Origin of the sequence: Streptomyces sp. BBFR25 (genome assembly GCF_044590125.1) — a bacterium.
Classification (GTDB): domain Bacteria; phylum Actinomycetota; class Actinomycetes; order Streptomycetales; family Streptomycetaceae; genus Streptomyces; species Streptomyces canus_D.
The window spans coordinates 1,853,448-1,870,107 of the sequence record NZ_CP172447.1 but is presented as its reverse complement, the minus strand read 5'-3'; the positions used below and the strand labels follow the sequence as shown (position 1 = coordinate 1,870,107).

17 protein-coding genes and 1 pseudogene are annotated in these 16,660 nt (G+C 72.3%); 12 read left to right on the top strand and 6 right to left on the bottom strand.

Annotated features, from left to right (window positions below):
• The first annotated feature begins 66 nt into the window (after window positions 1-66).
• Window positions 67-609 (top strand): NUDIX hydrolase, encoded by a 543-nt coding sequence (locus tag ACGH52_RS08435; RefSeq protein WP_121702567.1) that lies wholly within the window; start codon window positions 67-69, stop codon window positions 607-609.
• On the opposite strand, the gene ACGH52_RS08430 is transcribed toward ACGH52_RS08435, so the two are convergent.
• Window positions 600-1,511, bottom strand: coding sequence for a 3-hydroxybutyryl-CoA dehydrogenase (locus tag ACGH52_RS08430; protein WP_079032931.1), 912 nt, complete (start codon window positions 1,509-1,511; stop codon window positions 600-602). The genes ACGH52_RS08435 and ACGH52_RS08430 overlap by 10 nt on opposite strands.
• 137 nt (window positions 1,512-1,648) lie before the next feature.
• Here ACGH52_RS08430 and ACGH52_RS08425 point away from each other — a divergent pair, with 137 nt between their 5' ends.
• Window positions 1,649-2,899, top strand: coding sequence for a glycoside hydrolase family 10 protein (locus ACGH52_RS08425; protein ID WP_399938424.1), 1,251 nt, complete (start codon window positions 1,649-1,651; stop codon window positions 2,897-2,899).
• Between the two features lie 28 nt (window positions 2,900-2,927).
• Here ACGH52_RS08425 and ACGH52_RS08420 read toward each other — a convergent pair whose 3' ends face one another.
• Both ACGH52_RS08420 and ACGH52_RS08415 read right to left on the bottom strand, forming a co-directional pair.
• The gene (locus ACGH52_RS08420) at window positions 2,928-3,122 is read right to left on the bottom strand and encodes a DUF1918 domain-containing protein (RefSeq protein ID WP_076973549.1); all 195 of its coding nucleotides are present in this window, start codon (window positions 3,120-3,122) and stop codon (window positions 2,928-2,930) included.
• Window positions 3,123-3,180: 58 nt separating this feature from the next.
• A complete protein-coding gene (locus ACGH52_RS08415) occupies window positions 3,181-4,107 on the bottom strand; it encodes a DMT family transporter (protein ID WP_399938422.1) in 927 nt (308 codons plus the stop codon).
• Here ACGH52_RS08415 and ACGH52_RS08410 point away from each other — a divergent pair.
• From ACGH52_RS08410 to ACGH52_RS08400, 3 genes and pseudogenes are all read left to right on the top strand, one after another.
• A complete protein-coding gene (locus ACGH52_RS08410) occupies window positions 4,106-5,545 on the top strand; it encodes a PLP-dependent aminotransferase family protein (RefSeq protein ID WP_210977508.1) in 1,440 nt (479 codons plus the stop codon). The genes ACGH52_RS08415 and ACGH52_RS08410 overlap by 2 nt on opposite strands.
• Before the next feature lie 54 nt (window positions 5,546-5,599).
• A pseudogene (locus ACGH52_RS08405) lies at window positions 5,600-6,039 on the top strand (GNAT family N-acetyltransferase).
• A gap of 73 nt (window positions 6,040-6,112) precedes the next feature.
• Entirely contained in the window at window positions 6,113-6,733 is a 621-nt protein-coding gene (locus ACGH52_RS08400) for a histidine phosphatase family protein (protein ID WP_076973545.1), read from the top strand.
• Here ACGH52_RS08400 and ACGH52_RS08395 read toward each other — a convergent pair.
• Window positions 6,696-7,148 (bottom strand): DUF6314 family protein, encoded by a 453-nt coding sequence (locus ACGH52_RS08395; protein ID WP_210977506.1) that lies wholly within the window; start codon window positions 7,146-7,148, stop codon window positions 6,696-6,698. The two genes, ACGH52_RS08400 and ACGH52_RS08395, sit on opposite strands and share 38 nt — an antisense overlap.
• 142 nt (window positions 7,149-7,290) lie before the next feature.
• Here ACGH52_RS08395 and ACGH52_RS08390 point away from each other — a divergent pair, with 142 nt between their 5' ends.
• Window positions 7,291-9,765: an alpha-L-arabinofuranosidase C-terminal domain-containing protein gene (locus ACGH52_RS08390; RefSeq protein WP_399938419.1), complete on the top strand. Its 2,475-nt coding sequence runs from the start codon at window positions 7,291-7,293 to the stop codon at window positions 9,763-9,765.
• Between the two features lie 66 nt (window positions 9,766-9,831).
• Window positions 9,832-10,356, top strand: coding sequence for an AAA family ATPase (locus tag ACGH52_RS08385; protein ID WP_121702572.1), 525 nt, complete (start codon window positions 9,832-9,834; stop codon window positions 10,354-10,356).
• Here the strand turns inward: ACGH52_RS08385 and ACGH52_RS08380 are convergent.
• Window positions 10,346-10,804 (bottom strand): hypothetical protein, encoded by a 459-nt coding sequence (locus ACGH52_RS08380; protein WP_399938417.1) that lies wholly within the window; start codon window positions 10,802-10,804, stop codon window positions 10,346-10,348. The genes ACGH52_RS08385 and ACGH52_RS08380 overlap by 11 nt on opposite strands.
• A gap of 119 nt (window positions 10,805-10,923) precedes the next feature.
• On the opposite strand from ACGH52_RS08380, the gene argC reads away from it, so the two are divergent.
• From argC to ACGH52_RS08355, 5 genes are read left to right on the top strand one after another with little or no spacing between them, the layout of a single operon-like run.
• Window positions 10,924-11,952, top strand: a complete 1,029-nt coding sequence (gene argC, locus ACGH52_RS08375; protein WP_399938415.1) for an N-acetyl-gamma-glutamyl-phosphate reductase — start codon at window positions 10,924-10,926, stop codon at window positions 11,950-11,952.
• Window positions 11,949-13,100 carry a bifunctional glutamate N-acetyltransferase/amino-acid acetyltransferase ArgJ gene (gene argJ / locus ACGH52_RS08370; RefSeq protein WP_399938413.1) on the top strand — a complete coding sequence of 384 codons (1,152 nt, stop codon included), beginning with the start codon at window positions 11,949-11,951 and terminating at the stop codon, window positions 13,098-13,100. The genes argC and argJ overlap by 4 nt, the downstream gene beginning before the upstream one ends.
• Window positions 13,097-14,005 (top strand): acetylglutamate kinase, encoded by a 909-nt coding sequence (gene argB / locus ACGH52_RS08365; RefSeq protein ID WP_076973538.1) that lies wholly within the window; start codon window positions 13,097-13,099, stop codon window positions 14,003-14,005. The genes argJ and argB overlap by 4 nt, the downstream gene beginning before the upstream one ends.
• Window positions 14,002-15,210, top strand: a complete 1,209-nt coding sequence (locus tag ACGH52_RS08360; RefSeq protein ID WP_399938410.1) for an acetylornithine transaminase — start codon at window positions 14,002-14,004, stop codon at window positions 15,208-15,210. Before argB ends, ACGH52_RS08360 begins: the two co-directional genes overlap by 4 nt.
• A gap of 7 nt (window positions 15,211-15,217) precedes the next feature.
• Window positions 15,218-15,757: an arginine repressor gene (locus ACGH52_RS08355; protein ID WP_059299601.1), complete on the top strand. Its 540-nt coding sequence runs from the start codon at window positions 15,218-15,220 to the stop codon at window positions 15,755-15,757.
• Between the two features lie 119 nt (window positions 15,758-15,876).
• On the opposite strand, the gene ACGH52_RS08350 is transcribed toward ACGH52_RS08355, so the two are convergent.
• On the bottom strand, window positions 15,877-16,617 hold the full coding sequence (locus ACGH52_RS08350; protein WP_076973689.1) for an FAD:protein FMN transferase: 741 nt from the start codon (window positions 16,615-16,617) through the stop codon (window positions 15,877-15,879).
• Between the last annotated feature and the right edge of the window lie 43 nt (window positions 16,618-16,660).

Below are 16,660 nucleotides of genomic sequence, written 5' to 3'. Positions count from 1 at the left end.
GTACGCCTGCTGCCGGAACGCTGCTGCTGCGATATTGCCACCTACTCAAAGGAAGGTGGCAAAACCGTGCAGTGGACGAAACAGAGCGAACAGAATGTGTACTCAAATCGCTGGTTCAGCGTCAATCTGGCCGATGTCGCCCTACCGGACGGGCGGCACCTCGACCACTTCCTGATACGGATGCGTCCGGTGGCGGTGGCCACGGTCGTGAACGAGGCGGGCGAGGTCCTCCTGCTGTGGCGGCACCGTTTCATCACCGACAGCTGGGGCTGGGAACTCGCGGCCGGCGTCGTCGAGGACGGCGAGGACGTCGCGGTGGCGGCGGCCAGGGAGCTGGAGGAGGAGACCGGCTGGCGGCCCGGACCGCTGCACCACCTGATGAGCGTGGAGCCCTCCAACGGCCTCACCGACGCCCGGCACCACGTCTACTTCAGCGACGAGGGCACATACGTCGGACACCCCGTGGACGACTTCGAGTCGGACCGCCGGGAGTGGGTGCCCCTCAAGCTCGTACCCGACCTCGTCGCCCGCGGGGAGGTCCCGGCCGCCACCATGGCGGCCGCGTTGCTCCTGCTGCACCATCTCAGGCTCGGGCGCGATCAGCCGTAGGCGTAGAAGCCCGAGCCGCTCTTGCGGCCGAGGCGGCCCGCGTCGACCATGCGCTGGAGCAGCGGGGGAGCGGCGTACAGCGGCTCCTTGTACTCCTCGTACATCGAGTACGCCACCGAGGCGACCGTGTCCAGGCCGATCAGGTCGGCCAGCTTCAGCGGACCCATCGGGTGGGCGCAGCCCATCTCCATGCCGTTGTCGATGTCCTCGCGGCTGGCGATGCCGGACTCGAACATCCGGATCGCGGAGAGCAGGTAGGGGATCAGCAGCGCGTTGACCACGAAGCCGGAACGGTCCTGGGCGCGGATCGCGTGCTTGCCCAGCACCTTCTCGGTGAACAGCTGGGCCCGGCTGAGCGTGCCCTCGGAGGTGGTGAGCGCCGGGATCAGCTCGACCAGCTGCTGCACCGGGGCCGGGTTGAAGAAGTGGATGCCGATGACGTGGTCGGGGCGCGAGGTGGCGACCGCCAGCTTCACCAGCGGGATCGAGGAGGTGTTGGACGCCAGGATCGCGTCCGGCCGGGTCACCACCTGGTCGAGCACCTGGAAGATCTCGGTCTTGACCTGCTCGTTCTCGACGACGGCCTCGATCACCAGATCACGGTCGGCGAACTCGCCGAGGTCGGTGGTGAAGCTGAGGCGCGCCTGCGTCGCGTCCCGCTCCTCCTCGGTGATCTTGCCACGCTCGGCCGCCTTGGTCAGCGAGTTGTACAGCCGGGTGCGGCCGATCTCCAGAGCCTCGCCGGTGGTCTCGGCGACCATCACCTCCAGACCCGAGCGGGCGCACACCTCTGCGATGCCCGCCCCCATCTGACCGCAGCCCACCACGCCGACGCGTGCGATATCTCCCGAGATGCCGGTCACATCGTCCCTTTCGCTGACTCCACGGCTGGCAGCAGGCATGCCGGGGTCCCCGTCGCCTGCTCCGATCGAGCACGTTACCCCCGAATGGTCACGGATCCGTCTCCCGGGTCGGGCATGCTGAGGCCCCGTACACGATCCGTGACCGTACGGATCCACAGCGTTCAGGAGGTCTTCCCATGGGCGGTGTATCGCGCCGTGCCTTCGCGGTGGCGGCGTTGTCGGCGTTCACGCTGGCACCCGGGACGCCCGGAGCGTCCGCGGCCCCGGGTCCCGGGAAGCCGGAGCCCTCGCGCAGCGCCGCCGCCGGGATGCGGGGGATGTGGCTGGCCACCGTGGCCAACCGCGACTGGCCCACCCGCGCGGGGCTGCGCGCCGCCGAGCAGCGCGCGGAGCTGATCGAGCACCTCGACAACGCGGTGCGGCACCACCTGAACACGGTGATCCTCCAGGTCCGCCCGACGGCCGACGCGCTGTGGCCCTCGGCGCACGAGCCGTGGTCGCAGTACCTGTCCGGCAGCCAGGGCCGCGACCCGGGCTGGGACCCGCTGGGCACGGCCGTGAAGGAGGCCCACGCCCGCGGCCTGCACCTGCACGCCTGGTTCAACCCGTACCGCGTCGCCACCCACGACGACCCGGCCCACCTCGTCTCCTCTCACCCGGCGCGCAAGAACCCGGGGTGGGTGGTGCCGTACGGCGGGAAGCTCTACTACAACCCGGGGCTGCCCGAGGTCCGGGCCTTCGTGCTGGACGCGATCATGGACGCGGTGGAGAAGTACGCGGTGGACGGGGTCCACTTCGACGACTACTTCTACCCCTATCCGGTGGCGGGCCAGAGCTTCGACGACGGCGGAACCTTCGGCACGTTCGGCACCGGCTTCGCCACGAAGGCCGACTGGCGCCGGGACAACATCGACCGGCTGGTGCGCGAGACGGCGCAGCGCGTCAAGGAGGTCCGTCCGACCGCCCGCTTCGGCGTCAGCCCCTTCGGCGTGTGGCGCAACTCCGCCACCGACGAGCGCGGCTCCGAGACCCGGGCGGGCGTGCAGACGTACGACGACCTGTACGCGGACACCCGGAAGTGGGTGCGCGAGGGCTGGATCGACTACGTCGTGCCGCAGCTGTACTGGAACATCGGCATGGACGGCGCCGACTACGCGAAGCTGCTGCCCTGGTGGGCCGAGGTGGCCAAAGGCAGCCGCACCCAGCTGTACGTGGGCGAGGCGCTGTACAAGTCCGGGGACCCGGCCCAGCCCGCCGCCTGGCAGGACCCGGCCGAGCTCTCCCGCCACCTCGCACTGGCCGCACGCCACCCCGAGGTCCGCGGGCACGTCTACTTCTCCGCGAAGGACGTCGCCGAGGACCGCGGCGGCGCCATGGCGCGGGTGGCCGCCGACCACTACACGCAGCCGGCCACCGTCCCGCGCTGAGCCGCTTCCGCGCGGTGTGCCGCCGGGGTTACAGCTGGGACTCCCTGTGCCGGATCTCCGAGTCGGGGCCGGGCGAGCAGACGGCCTCGTGGCCGTCCTCGAACCGGACCCGGTACGGGGGAGTGCCCTGGTCGCCCATGACTTCGACGATCTCCGCGACCTTGTCGTGCTCACCGACCACCCGGCCGTGCTGGACCAGCTGGTCGCCCTTGGTTGCGCGCATCCGTGAGCCTCCTCACCTGTGTGCCGCCCGAGGGCAGGGTCTGACGGTCTGACCGGGGCTAACCCCTGGCCCGCTGGGTGACCGCGATGCACACCAGTACGGCCGCGGCCGTCAGCGGAGCGGCCACCGGAAGGTGCTCGCCCAGGAGAAGTACCGACCACACCAGTGTGAGCAGCGGCTGGGCCAGCTGCAACTGGCTGGCCTTCGGGATGCCGATCGCCGCCATGCCCCGGTACCAGACGACCAGGCCGAGGAACTGCGAGCCGATCGCCACCCACAACAGCCCGGTCACACTGTGCGCCGTCAGGTGCACCGGCTCGAACGACAGCGCCACCGCCGCCATCGGCACCGTCAGCGGCAGACACAGCACCAGCGCCCAGCCGATGACCTGCCACCCCGGCATCTGGCGGGCCAGCCGCCCGCCCTCCGTGTAACCGGCCGCGCACACCAGCAGCGCCGCGAAGAGATAGGCGTCGGCCGAGGTCAGCGCGCCGCCGCTCTGCTGCACGGTGAAGGCGATCACGGCCGCCGCGCCCGCCAGGGCCGCGATCCAGAAGGTGCGCGAGGGGCGGGTGCCGACGCGCAGGGCGGACAGCAGCGCGGTGGTCAGCGGGAGCAGCCCCACCACGACGGCGGCGTGCGCGGTGGTCGAGGTCTGCAGGGCGAGCGTGGTCAGCAGGGGGAAGCCCAGCACCACCCCGGCGCCGACCACCGCGAGGCCGAACCAGTGCCGCCGCTCGGGCGGCGCCACCCGCAGGCCCACCAGGCAGGCACCGGCGATCGCGGCAGCCAGGATGCTGCGCACGGCGATCAGGGACCAGGGGCCGAAGCCCTCCAGACCCCAGGCGGTGGCCGGGAAGGTGAGGGAGAAGGCGACGACACCCAGGGCGGCCTGGACGGTACCGAAGGAGGCGCCGCGGTTCTCCGCGCTCGCGGCGCCGACTGCTATCCGAGGTGATTCGGTAGCGCTACTCTGTGCTCTCATGCAAGAGCGTAGCAGCGTCGCTGACCTGGTGTCCGTGTTGCGGCGGGAGCTGGACCGCTACTCACCCGGCGGAAAGCTCCCGTCCAGCCGGGCCCTCGTCGACCGGTTCCGGGTGAGCCCCGTGACGGTCTCCCGGGCCCTGGCCCAGCTGGCCGCGGAGGGGCTGGTCGTCACCCGGCCCGGCGCCGGTGCCTTCCGGGCCCGGCCGCGCCCCTCGGCCGCACCCGTCGGGGACACCTCCTGGCAGGAGGTCGCGCTCAGCGCCGACGGCGCCGCCGACCTCGTACCGCGCTCGGTGGACGCCTCCGGAGTGCTGGTCTCGCTGGCCGCCCCGCCGCCCGGAGTCGTCGAGTTCAACGGCGGCTACCTGCACCCGTCCTTGCAGCCCGAGCGGGCGATGGCGGCGGCCCTGGCCCGGGCCGGGCGGCGGCCGGGCGCCTGGGGCCGGCCGCCGATGGAAGGGCTGCCGGAGCTGCGGGAGTGGTTCGCGCGCGGCATCGGCGGCGCCATCACGGCGGCCGAGGTGCTGATCACCGCGGGCGGCCAGTCCGCGCTGGCCACCGCCCTGCGCGCGCTCGCCCCGCCCGGCACTCCCGTCCTCGTCGAGTCCCCGACCTACCCCGGCATGCTGGCCATCGCGCGGGCGGCCGGACTGCGCCCGGTGCCGGTCCCCGTGGACGCCGACGGGGTACGGCCCGCCCTGCTCGCCGACGCCTTCCGCGCCACCGGCGCCCGCGTCTTCGTCTGCCAGCCCCTGTTCCAGAACCCGACCGGCGCCGTGCTCGCCCCCGAGCGGCGCGGGGAGGTGCTGGCCATCGCGCGGGCGGCCGGTGCCTTCGTCGTGGAGGACGACTTCGTGCGCCGCCTCGTGCACGAGGACGCCGGCCCGCTGCCCGCCCCGCTCGCCGCCGACGACCCGGACGGCGTCGTCGTCCACGTCGGCTCGCTGACCAAGGCGACCTCGCCCAGCTTCCGGGTGAGCGCCCTGGCGGCGCACGGCCCTGTCCTCGAACGCCTGCGCGCCATCCAGATCGTCGACACCTTCTTCGTGCCCCGGCCGCTCCAGGAGGCGGCGCTGGAACTCGTCGGCTCGCCCGCCTGGCCGCGCCATCTGCGCGCGGTCTCCGCGGAGTTGCGGGCCCGCCGGGACGCCATGACGTCCGCGCTGCGTCTGCAGCTCCCCGAGATCACCCTCGCCCACATCCCCTCCGGCGGCTACCACCTGTGGCCGCGCCTGCCGGAGGGCGCCGACGAGAGCGCCCTTACCTCGGCCGCCCTGCGCGCGGGCGTCGCGATCACCCCGGGCCGCCCGTACTTCAGCGCCGAGCCCCCGGCCGCCCACCTCCGGCTGAGCTTCGCGGCGGTCGCGAACACGGGGGAGATCGCGGAGGGGGTACGGCGCCTGCGCGCCGCCTGCCTGGAGGTGTGGGGCGGCTGACGGCGGCGCGATATCCGCTCGACGCGCTCTTCGCGGCCCTGCGAGCATCCCGGCATGACCGACACGCCGAAGCTGCCCGAGGGCTACGAGATCTCCACCGACCCGCACCGCATCGACGCCGGGCGCGTGCACCACTGGCTGTCCACCGACGCGTACTGGGCCCGGGGACGGACCCGCGAGAAGCAGGACCGGGCCATCGCGGCTCGCTCAACTTCGGGGTGTACGACGCGGTCTCGGGCGAGCAGGTCGCCTACGCCCGGGTGATCACCGACCTGGCCACCTTCGCGTGGCTCTGCGACGTGTACGTCGACCCGTCGGTGCGGGCCAAGGGCCTCGGCACGGCCCTGGTCGCGGCCGTGCGCGAGCACCTGGCGCCCCACGGGCTGCGGCGCATCCTGCTGGCGACGCACGACGCGCACGGGGTCTACGAGAAGCTCGGGTTCACGGCGCTGGACCGCCCCGAGCAGTGGATGGCGTTCGCCTTCGGCCGGTGAGCCCCGGCCCACCCTGTGTGAACCACAGGTAACTCCCCTTGACCTGGACACCTCAGCGCTCCACCATCACCGCATGGCGCTTCGGGTCACGTTCGTCGCGGCGGCGCGCAGCTCACCGCTGCTGGCGGAGCGCTTCGACGACGACCGGCCGCTGGACCGGGCCGGCTGGGACGAGGTGCTGCGCGCCGCGGGCGGCCTGCTGCCGCTGGCGGCGGCCGAGTTGCGCTACTGCTCACCCACGCCCCGCAGCCGTGCCACGGGCGACGCCCTCGGCTGCGCTCCGCTGGTCCAACTCGCCCTGCGGGACTGTGACATGGGCCGGTGGCGCGGACTGACGCTCGGTGAGGCCATGGCGCGCGAGCCGGGGGCGGTGGACGCCTGGCTCGCCGATCCGCGGTCGGCGCCGCACGGCGGGGAGTCGCTGCTGGGCTTCATCACCCGGGTCGGCGGCTGGCTCGACACCCGCCCCGGCGAGGACGGCGACCGGATCGTCGCCGTGGCCGAGCCCTCGGTGATCCGGGCCGCGCTGGTCTACGTGCTGAAGGCGCCGCCGGGAACGTACTGGAACCTGGACGTCCGCCCGCTGTCGGCGGCCACCGTGACGGGCCGCGCGGGCCGCTGGAGCCTCCGTTTCGAAGGCGCGCCGGACCAGGGTGCTACGTATGCGGCGTTTCGCGACGGTAGTCCGTGGTGAGCAGCAGGTCCTTCGCCGGGCCGCCCACCCGCCATACGGTCCGCCAGCGGTCCGGGTCCCGGACGGTGAACTCGCCCCGGTAGAGGTCGGCGGCGCACGGATGGTCGGCGACGTGGTGTCCCGCGGTCAGGTCCAGGCCGTGGAAGGGGCGGCCGTCCGCGAAGCGCACGTCCACGCGGCCCGGCGCGCTCCCCGGCTCGTAGCGCAGCGTGCGCTCGGCGGGCCGGGTCACGCCCTGCCAGGTGAAGGCGCCCGACTCGCGGCTGATCAGCCCGCCGCCGTCGAGCGCGTCGAAGGAGGTGACCCCTTCGAACCGGCCCTCCAGGCCGCTCGCCAGATCCCGCACCGAGCGCTCGGTGCGCCAGCGCCCCGCGAGGTACGCCAGTACGTCGGGCACCGGCCACAACTCGCCCATTTCCACTCGCTTTCCCGCTCCGGCCCACTCGTTGCCGCGCGACCCATTGACGCGCCGCTACCCCCTCCCTATCTTGCCGTTCGAAGTGCTGACCAATGTCCGATATCTCGAACGACTGTCTAGTGAGAGCCGCGGAGTATCCATGTCACGCACCCGCTGGAGACTCGGTCTCAGCGTCACCGCCCTCCTGACGGCCTCGGCCCTGCTGCCCTCCCCGGCACACGCCGAGGCCGTCGCCGACTACACGATCACCGTCGACCCGTCCGGCCGGGGCCCCACCATCGACGACACGATGTATGGCGTCTTCTACGAGGACATCAACCGCGCCGCCGACGGCGGCCTGTACGCCGAGCTGGTGCAGAACCGGTCCTTCGAGTACTCCACCGCCGACAACGCCTCGTACACCCCGCTCACCGCGTGGGCGGCCGACGGCACGGCCGAGGTGGTGGACGACGAGGGCCGCCTCAACGAGCGCAACCGCAACTACCTCTCCCTGGCCGCCGGTTCCACCGTCACCAACGCGGGCTACAACACCGGCATCCGGGTCGAGAAGGGCGAGCGGTACGACTTCTCGGTCTGGTCCCGCGCCGAGAGCGGCACCACCCTCACCGTCGCCCTCCGGGATGCCGCGGGCTCCCTCGCGAAGGTGCGCGAGGTGGCCGCGGAGGGGAAGTGGCGCAAGTACACCGCCACCTTCACCGCGACCCGCACCAGCAACCGCGGCCGCCTCGCCGTCGCCACCACCGCCCCCGCCGCCCTCGACATGGTGTCCCTCTTCCCCCGCGACACCTACCGGCACCAGCCGAACGGCCTGCGCAGGGACCTCGCGGAGAAGATCGAGGCCCTGCGCCCCGGCTTTCTGCGCTTCCCCGGCGGCTGCCTGGTCAACACCGGCTCCATGGCGGACTACAGCGCGGACTCCGGCTGGCAGCGCACCCGCTCCTACCAGTGGAAGGACACCGTCGGCCCCGTCGAGGAGCGCGCCACCAACGCCAACTTCTGGGGCTACAACCAGAGCTACGGCCTCGGCTACTACGAGTACTTCCGCTTCGCCGAGGATATCGGCGCCATGCCGCTGCCCGTGGTCCCCGCCCTGGTCACCGGCTGCGGCCAGAACAAGGCCGTCGACGACGAGGCACTGCTGAAGCGGCACATCCAGGACACCCTGGACCTCATCGAGTTCGCCAACGGCCCCCGCACCAGCGAGTGGGGCGCCAAGCGCGCCGCGATGGGCCACCCCAAGCCCTTCCGCCTCACCCACCTGGAAGTCGGCAACGAGGAGAACCTCCCGAAGGAGTTCTTCGCCCGCTTCGAGCGGTTCCGCGCCGCCGTCGAGGCGAAGTACCCGGACATCACCGTCGTCTCCAACTCCGGCCCCGACGACTCCGGCGCCACCTTCGACACCGCCTGGCAGCTGAACCGCGAGGCCGGGGTCGCGATGGTCGACGAGCACTACTACAACAGCCCGCAGTGGTTCCTCCAGAACAACGACCGCTACGACTCCTACGACCGCAGCGGCCCCAAGGTCTTCCTCGGCGAGTACGCCTCCCAGGGCAACGCCTGGAAGAACGCCCTCGCCGAGGCCGCCTTCATGACCGGCCTGGAGCGCAACGCCGACGTGGTCAAGCTGGCCTCCTACGCCCCGCTGCTCGCCAACGAGGACTACGTGCAGTGGAGCCCGGACCTGATCTGGTTCAACAACCACGCGTCCTGGAACTCGGCCAACTACGAGGTCCAGAAACTCTTCATGAACAACACCGGCGACCGCGTGGTCCCCTCCAAGGCCACCGGCACCCCCGCCGTCAGCGGCCCCATCACCGGCGCCGTGGGCCTGTCGACCTGGGCGACCAGCGCGGCGTACGACGACGTGAGGGTGACCTCGGCCGACGGGGAGACGCTCCTGTCCGACGACTTCTCCGGTGACGCCTCGCGGTGGACCCACTCGGGCACCGGCAGCTGGACCGTCCGGGACGGCCAGTACGTCCAGACGGACCCGGCCGCCGAGAACACCCTGGTCACGGCGGGCGACCCGGCCTGGCACGACTACGACCTGCACGTGAAGGCCACGAAGAAGTCCGGCAAGGAGGGCTTCCTGGTCGCCTTCGGCGTCAAGGACACCGGCAACTACTACTGGTGGAACCTGGGCGGCTGGAACAACACCCAGTCCGCGGTCGAGCAGGCCTCCGACGGCGGCAAGTCGACGCTCCTGTCCAAGGCCGGGTCGATCGAGACCGACCGCGCCTACGACATCGACGTCAAGGTCCGGGGCCGCCAGGTCACCCTCTACCTCGACGGCGAGGAGTGGGGCAGCTTCACCGACGACAAGCCGGCCGAGCCCTTCCGCCAGACCGTCACGCGCGACGACCGCACCGGCGAGCTGATCGTCAAGGTCGTCAACGCCCAGGACACGGCCGCCCGCACTACCGTCGACCTCGGCGGCACCCAGGTCGCCTCCAGGGCCCGCGTCACCACGCTGGCCGCCGCCCAGGACGCGGTCAACACCGAGACGGACACCCCGGTGACCCCGGTGACGTCGACCTTCTCGGGGGCGGCGAGCGAGTTCACGTACACCTTCCCGGCGAACTCGGTGACGTTCCTGCGGATCAGAGAGCGGTAGCCCGCGCCCCGGACCGGCGGCGAAACCGCCACGCGGCGTCGCCGGTCCGGGCTAGCGTGGGGACGCATGATCGTATGGCTCAACGGGACGCACGGTGCGGGCAAGACGACGACCGCCGCACTGGTGCAGCGGCTGCTTCCGGATTCCCGGGTGTTCGACGCCGAGAAGGTCGGCGAGACGCTCATGGACATCACGCCGGGGCTGCCCGGGACGGACAACTTCCAGCACTGGCCGCCGTGGCGGCCCCTCGTCGTCGAGACCGCCCGGCGCGTGCTCGACTACACCGGCGGCACCCTGGTGATGCCGATGACGGTCCTGGTCGAGGAGTACTGGAGGGAGATCGCGGGCGGTCTCGCCGGGCACGGGATTCCGGTGCGGCACTTCGTCCTCCACGCCGACCGGGAGACCCTGCGGGGGCGCATCGCGGGGGACACCGTACTGGGGCCGGACTCGCCGTTCCGTCTCCGCCACCTCGAACCCTACGCCGAGGCGGCCCGCACCTGGCTGCACGCCGAGGCCGAGGTCGTCGACACCACCCACCTCACGCCCGACCAGGCCGCGCTGCGGATCGCGGAGGCCGTCAAGGCGTAGTGCTGCGGTAGCGCTGCCTCAACGAACGCATCTCCTGGTTGTACGTCGAGCGCCGCCGGGCGATCCAGACCACGAGCGCCGCGCCGGCCGTCGCCACCGTGTACTGGGCCACCGCGTGGCGGAGCAGGGTCCCGCGGTCGGCGACCGCCCAGTCGCGGCCACCGAAGAGCGGGATGTCCTCGATGAGCTCCTCCTCGGCGGTGAAGTCCAGGCCGTCGATGCTGCCCCGGCCCCGGCTTCCGTCGGCCAGCGTCCACGCGCCCTGGCACGGCCCGTCCCACTCGCAGTCGACGTGCCCCTCCGTCACGGCCGACTGCCCATGGCGATACCGGTCCGTGTTCCCCGCGGCGAACCACAGGGGAAGTACGAGGGCGCACAGGCACGCGACGAGAGCACCGCGCTGCCACGGCCTGAGCCCGCCGATCAGCTCGATGATCCACGAACGCACGGCTCGCCCCTCCCCGAGATCTCCAGGTGCGAGAACGGCAGCGTAGCGGAGCCCGATGCAGCGCGTTGCATAAACGTGCAGCGAAACGTATAGTCATGCCATCCAGGAGGAGGTTTTCCATGGCGGTACGTGCGGCGGTGGCCGGAGCGAGTGGGTATGCGGGCGGTGAGCTGCTGCGTCTGCTCCTGACCCACCCCGAGGTCGAGATCGGCGCCCTGACCGGCAACTCCAACGCCGGGCAGCGGCTGGGTGCGCTTCAGCCGCATCTGCTGCCGCTGGCCGACCGGGTCCTGGAGCCGACCACGGCGGAGGTCCTCGCGGGGCACGACGTCGTCTTCCTCGCGCTGCCGCACGGGCAGTCCGCCGCCGTCGCCGAGCAGCTCGGCCCGGACGTCCTCGTCGTCGACATGGGCGCCGACTTCCGGCTCAAGGACGCCGCCGACTGGGAGGCGTTCTACGGCTCCCCGCACGCCGGCACCTGGCCCTACGGCCTCCCCGAACTTCCGGGTGCCCGCGCCGCGCTGGAGGGGTCCAAGCGCATCGCGGTGCCCGGTTGCTACCCGACCGCCGTGTCGCTGGCGCTCTTCCCGGCCTACGCCGCCGCGCTCGCCGAGCCCGAGGCCGTGATCGTCGCCGCGTCCGGCACCTCCGGCGCCGGCAAGGCGGCCAAGCCGCACCTGCTGGGCAGCGAGGTCATGGGCTCCATGTCCCCGTACGGCGTCGGCGGCGGCCACCGGCACACTCCCGAGATGATCCAGAACCTCGGCGCGGTGGCGGGGGAGCCCGTCACCGTCTCCTTCACGCCGACCCTCGCGCCGATGCCCCGCGGCATCCTCGCCACCTGCACCGCCAAGGCGAAGCCCGGCACCACCGCCGAGACGGTCCGCGCCGCCTACGAGAAGGCCCTCGCCGACGAACCGTTCGTGCACCTGCTGCCCGAGGGGCAGTGGCCCGCGACCGCCTCCGTGTACGGCTCGAACGCCGTCCAGGTGCAGGTCGCGTACGACGCCGCCGCGGGCCGGATCATCGCCATCAGCGCCATCGACAACCTGGCCAAGGGCACCGCGGGCGGTGCCGTCCAGAGCATGAACATCGCCCTCGGTCTCGACGAGACCACCGGACTGACGACGATCGGAGTTGCGCCGTGAGTGTGACGGCAGCGAAGGGGTTCACGGCGGCGGGCATCGCCGCCGGGATCAAGGAGAGCGGCAACCCCGACCTGGCCCTCGTGGTCAACACCGGCCCCCGACGCTCCGCCGCGGGCGTCTTCACCTCCAACCGCGTCAAGGCCGCGCCGGTCCTGTGGTCCGAGCAGGTACTCAAGAGCGGTGAGCTGACCGCCGTCGTGCTCAACTCCGGCGGCGCCAACGCCTGCACCGGACCCAAGGGCTTCCAGGACACCCACGCCACCGCCGAGAAGACCGCCGAGGTGCTCGGCACGGGGGCGGGCGAGGTCGCCGTGTGCTCCACCGGGCTCATCGGCGTACTGCTCCCCATGGACAAGCTGCTCCCGGGCGTGGAGGCGGCCGCCGGTCAGCTCTCCGAGCACGGCGGCGAGAAGGCCGCCATCGCCATCAAGACCACCGACACCGTGCACAAGACCTCCGTCGTGACGAAGGACGGCTGGACGGTGGGCGGCATGGCCAAGGGCGCGGGCATGCTCGCCCCCGGCCTCGCCACCATGCTCGTCGTGATCACCACCGACGCCGACCTGGAGACCGAGGCCCTGGACCGCGCCCTGCGCGCCGCAACCCGGGTCACCTTCGACCGGGTCGACTCCGACGGCTGCATGTCCACCAACGACACCGTGCTGCTGCTCTCCTCGGGTGCCTCCGGCGTCACCCCGGAGTACGACGCCTTCGCCGAGGCCGTCCGCACCGTCTGCGACGACCTCGGACAGCAGCTCATCCGCGACGCCGAGGGCGCCAGCAAGGACATCAAGGTCGAGGTCGTGAACGCAGCGACCGAGGAGGAGGCCGTCCAGGTGGGCCGCACCATCGCCCGCAACAACCTGCTCAAGTGCGCCATCCACGGCGAGGACCCCAACTGGGGCCGCGTGCTCTCCGCCATCGGCACCACCGACGCCGCCTTCGAGCCCGACCGGCTGAACGTCGCCATCAACGGCGTCTGGGTCTGCAAGAACGGCGGCGTAGGCGAGGACCGCGAGCTGGTCGACATGCGCTACCGCGAGGTGCACATCGTCGCCGACCTCGCCGCGGGCGACGCCACGGCCACCATCTGGACCAACGACCTCACCGCCGACTACGTCCACGAGAACAGCGCGTACTCGTCATGAGCAGCGGACCCACGCGGAAGCACACCGCGCTCCCCAAGGCCCAGATCCTCATCGAGGCGCTGCCCTGGCTGACCCGGCACCACGGCAAGACCGTCGTCATCAAGTTCGGCGGCAACGCCATGATCGACGAGGACCTCAAGGCCGCCTTCGCCCAGGACGTCGTCTTCCTGCGGCACGCCGGTCTCAAGCCCGTCGTCGTGCACGGCGGCGGCCCCCAGATCAGCGCCGCCCTCGACAAGCACGGCATCGTCAGCGAGTTCAAGGCCGGGCTGCGCGTCACCACCGAGGACGCCATGGACGTCGTACGGATGGTGCTGGCCGGACAGGTGCAGCGCGAGCTGGTCGGGCTGCTCAACCAGCACGGACCGCTCGCCGTCGGCCTCACCGGCGAGGACGCGCACACCCTCACCGCCACCAAGCACCAGCCCGAGATCGACGGCGAGCTCGTCGACATCGGCCGGGTCGGCGAGATCACCGAGATCGACACCGGCGCCATCGAGGCACTGCTGGCCGACGGCCGCATCCCGGTCGTCTCGTCCATCGCCCGCTCCCAGGACGACCACCATGTCTACAACGTCAATGCTGATACGGCGGCTGCGGCACTCGCTGCGGCGCTCGGCGCCGAGACTCTCATGGTCCTCACCGACGTCGAGGGCCTCTACGAGGACTGGCCGCACTCCGACGAGGTGATCAGCCGCCTCACCGCGTCCGAGCTGGAAAAACTGCTGCCCGACCTCTCCAGCGGCATGGTGCCGAAGATGGAGGGCTGCCTGCACGCCGTACGGGGCGGCGTCACCACCGCCCGCGTCATCGACGGCCGGGTCCAGCACTCGATCCTGCTGGAGATCTTCACCGACGAGGGGATCGGCACGATGGTCGTGCCCGACGAACAGGGGGAGTCGTGAGCAACACGGAGCTGACCGAGCGGTGGCAGGGCACCCTCATGAACAACTACGGCACCCCGCGCCTGCCCCTGGTGCGCGGCGAGGGGTCCCGGCTGTGGGACGCCGACGGCAAGGAGTACCTCGACTTCGTCGGCGGCATCGCGGTCAACGCGCTCGGCCACGCCCACCCGGCCGTGGTGGACGCCGTGAGCCGGCAGATCGCCTCCCTCGGCCACGTCTCCAACCTCTTCATCGCCGAGCCGCCCGTCGCCCTCGCCGAACGGCTGCTGAGGCACTTCGGCCGCGACGGCAAGGTCTACTTCTGCAACTCCGGCGCCGAGGCCAACGAGGGCGCCTTCAAGATCGGCCGACTGACCGGCCGGCCGCACATGGTCGCCACCCACGGCGGCTTCCACGGCCGCACCATGGGCGCCCTCGCCCTGACCGGCCAGCCCGGCAAGCAGGAACCGTTCCTGCCGCTGCCCGGCAACGTCACGCACGTACCGTACGGCGACCCGCAGGCCCTCGCCGCGGCGGTCACCGAGGAGACGGCCCTGGTGGTCATCGAGCCGGTCCAGGGCGAGAACGGGGTCGTCGTCCCGCCCGCCGGCTATCTGAAGGCGGCCCGCGCGATCACCGCCGCCACCGGTGCGCTGCTCGTCCTGGACGAGGTGCAGACCGGCGTCGGCCGGACCGGGCACTGGTTCGAGTACCAGGCCCACGAAGGTGTCCTGCCGGACGTCGTCACCCTCGCCAAGGGCCTCGGCGGCGGACTGCCCCTGGGCGCGACGGTCGCCTTCGGACGCGCCGCCGAACTCCTTCAGCCCGGCCAGCACGGCACGACCTTCGGCGGCAACCCGGTCGCCTGCGCCGCCGGACTCGCCGTCCTCGACACCATCGAGGACGAGGGACTGCTGGACAACGTGAAGCGGCAGAGCGAGCGGCTGCGCGGCGAGATCGAGGGCCTGGGGCACCCGTTGATCGCCCACGTCCGGGGCGCCGGCCTGCTCCTGGGTATCGTGCTCACCGAGCCGCTCGCCGCCCAGGTGCAGCAGGCGGCTCAGGACGCCGGAATCCTGGTGAACGCGCCCGCACCCGATGTCGTACGGCTGATGCCCGCGCTGAACCTCGGCGACGACGTGGCCGACGCGTTCCTCGGGGCGCTGCCCGGCATCCTTGACCAGGTCGCCGAGGCGGCCCACGGGGACGGACGATCCGGAGAATGAGACGACGATGAGCCACGCGCAGGAGCACGAGCAGACGGCCGGGCCCGCCCTGCCGCAGACCCGCACCGCACGCCACCGCCGGATCGTGGACATCCTCAACCGGCAGGCGGTGCGCTCGCAGAGCCAGCTGGCGAAGCTGCTCGCCGACGACGGGCTCACCGTCACCCAGGCGACGCTCTCCCGGGACCTGGACGAGCTGAACGCGGTGAAGATCCGCAACACCGACGGCGACCTCATCTACGCCGTGCCCAGCGAGGGCGGCTTCCGCACCCCGCGGGCGCCGCTCGGGGAGTCGGCCAAGGAGGAGCGGATGCGGCGGCTCTCCGCGGAGCTGCTGATCTCCGCGGAGGCGTCCGCGAACCTCGTGGTCCTGAGGACGCCCCCGGGGGCGGCGCAGTTCCTCGCCTCGGCGATCGACCAGGCGGAGCTGCACGACATCCTGGGGACGATCGCGGGCGACGACACGCTGATGCTGATCAGCCGGGAGCCGACGGGTGGGCAGGCGCTGGCGGACCACTTGCTGCGGTTGGCTCAGAACGGGGGGTGAGGGGGCGGGGGCGGAGCGGTGGTCTGCCGGGTGCGGGTGCGTCGTGGCCGGTCGCGCAGTTCCCCGCGCCCCTGGGGGTTGCAGCAAGGCCGGGCGCAGCGGCACGCCGCCGACGCCACTCACCCCAGCCACCCCGCCAATCCCCCCGTGCACCGCACCTCGTCCCCCGCCGTGATCAGCAACGCCTCCACCCCGGCCAGCGACTCCAGCCAGCGCAGCCCCTCCCGCGCCCCCATCGCGAACGCCGCCGTCGCCCAGCAGTCCGCCCACGTCAGCCGGGGTGCCACCACCGTCACGGACAGCAGGTCGGTCACCGCGGAGCGGCCGGTGCGCGGGTCGACGACGTGTGCGCCGCGCTCGGCGGAACCGGACGTCGCCACGGCCAGCTCCGCCGCCCCCGCCGCCGAGACGACCGCCGCGAGCCCGCCCGGGCGCAGCGGGTCCGACACCCCGACCCGCCACGGTCGCGCCGCCCCCGGCGTCCCGAGCAACTGCACGTCCCCGCCGCCGTTGACGCTGACCCCGCTCGCACCGCCCGCCGCCGCGATCCGCCGCGCGGCGCGCTCCACGGCCCAGCCCTTGACGATCCCGGTCGGATCGAGCCGCCCCTCGTACCGCGTGCTGAACCAGCCGTCGCTCACCCGCTCCGCCTCGGCCGCCAGCTCCAGCACCTCGGCGACCTCCGGCGCGCACGCGGCGACGGTCAGTTCCCCGCGGGCCAGCCGGGACAGCTGGCTGCCTTCCCGGTACGTGCTGAACACCTCGTCGGCCCGGTGCAGCCCGGCGACCGCCTCGTCCAACGCCGCCCGTACGGCCGCGGGTTCCCCGCCGCGGACGTCGAAGGAGAAGACGGTCCCCATCGCCTCCTCCACGTGACGCACCGCGGCGGGAGCCTCGGCGGAT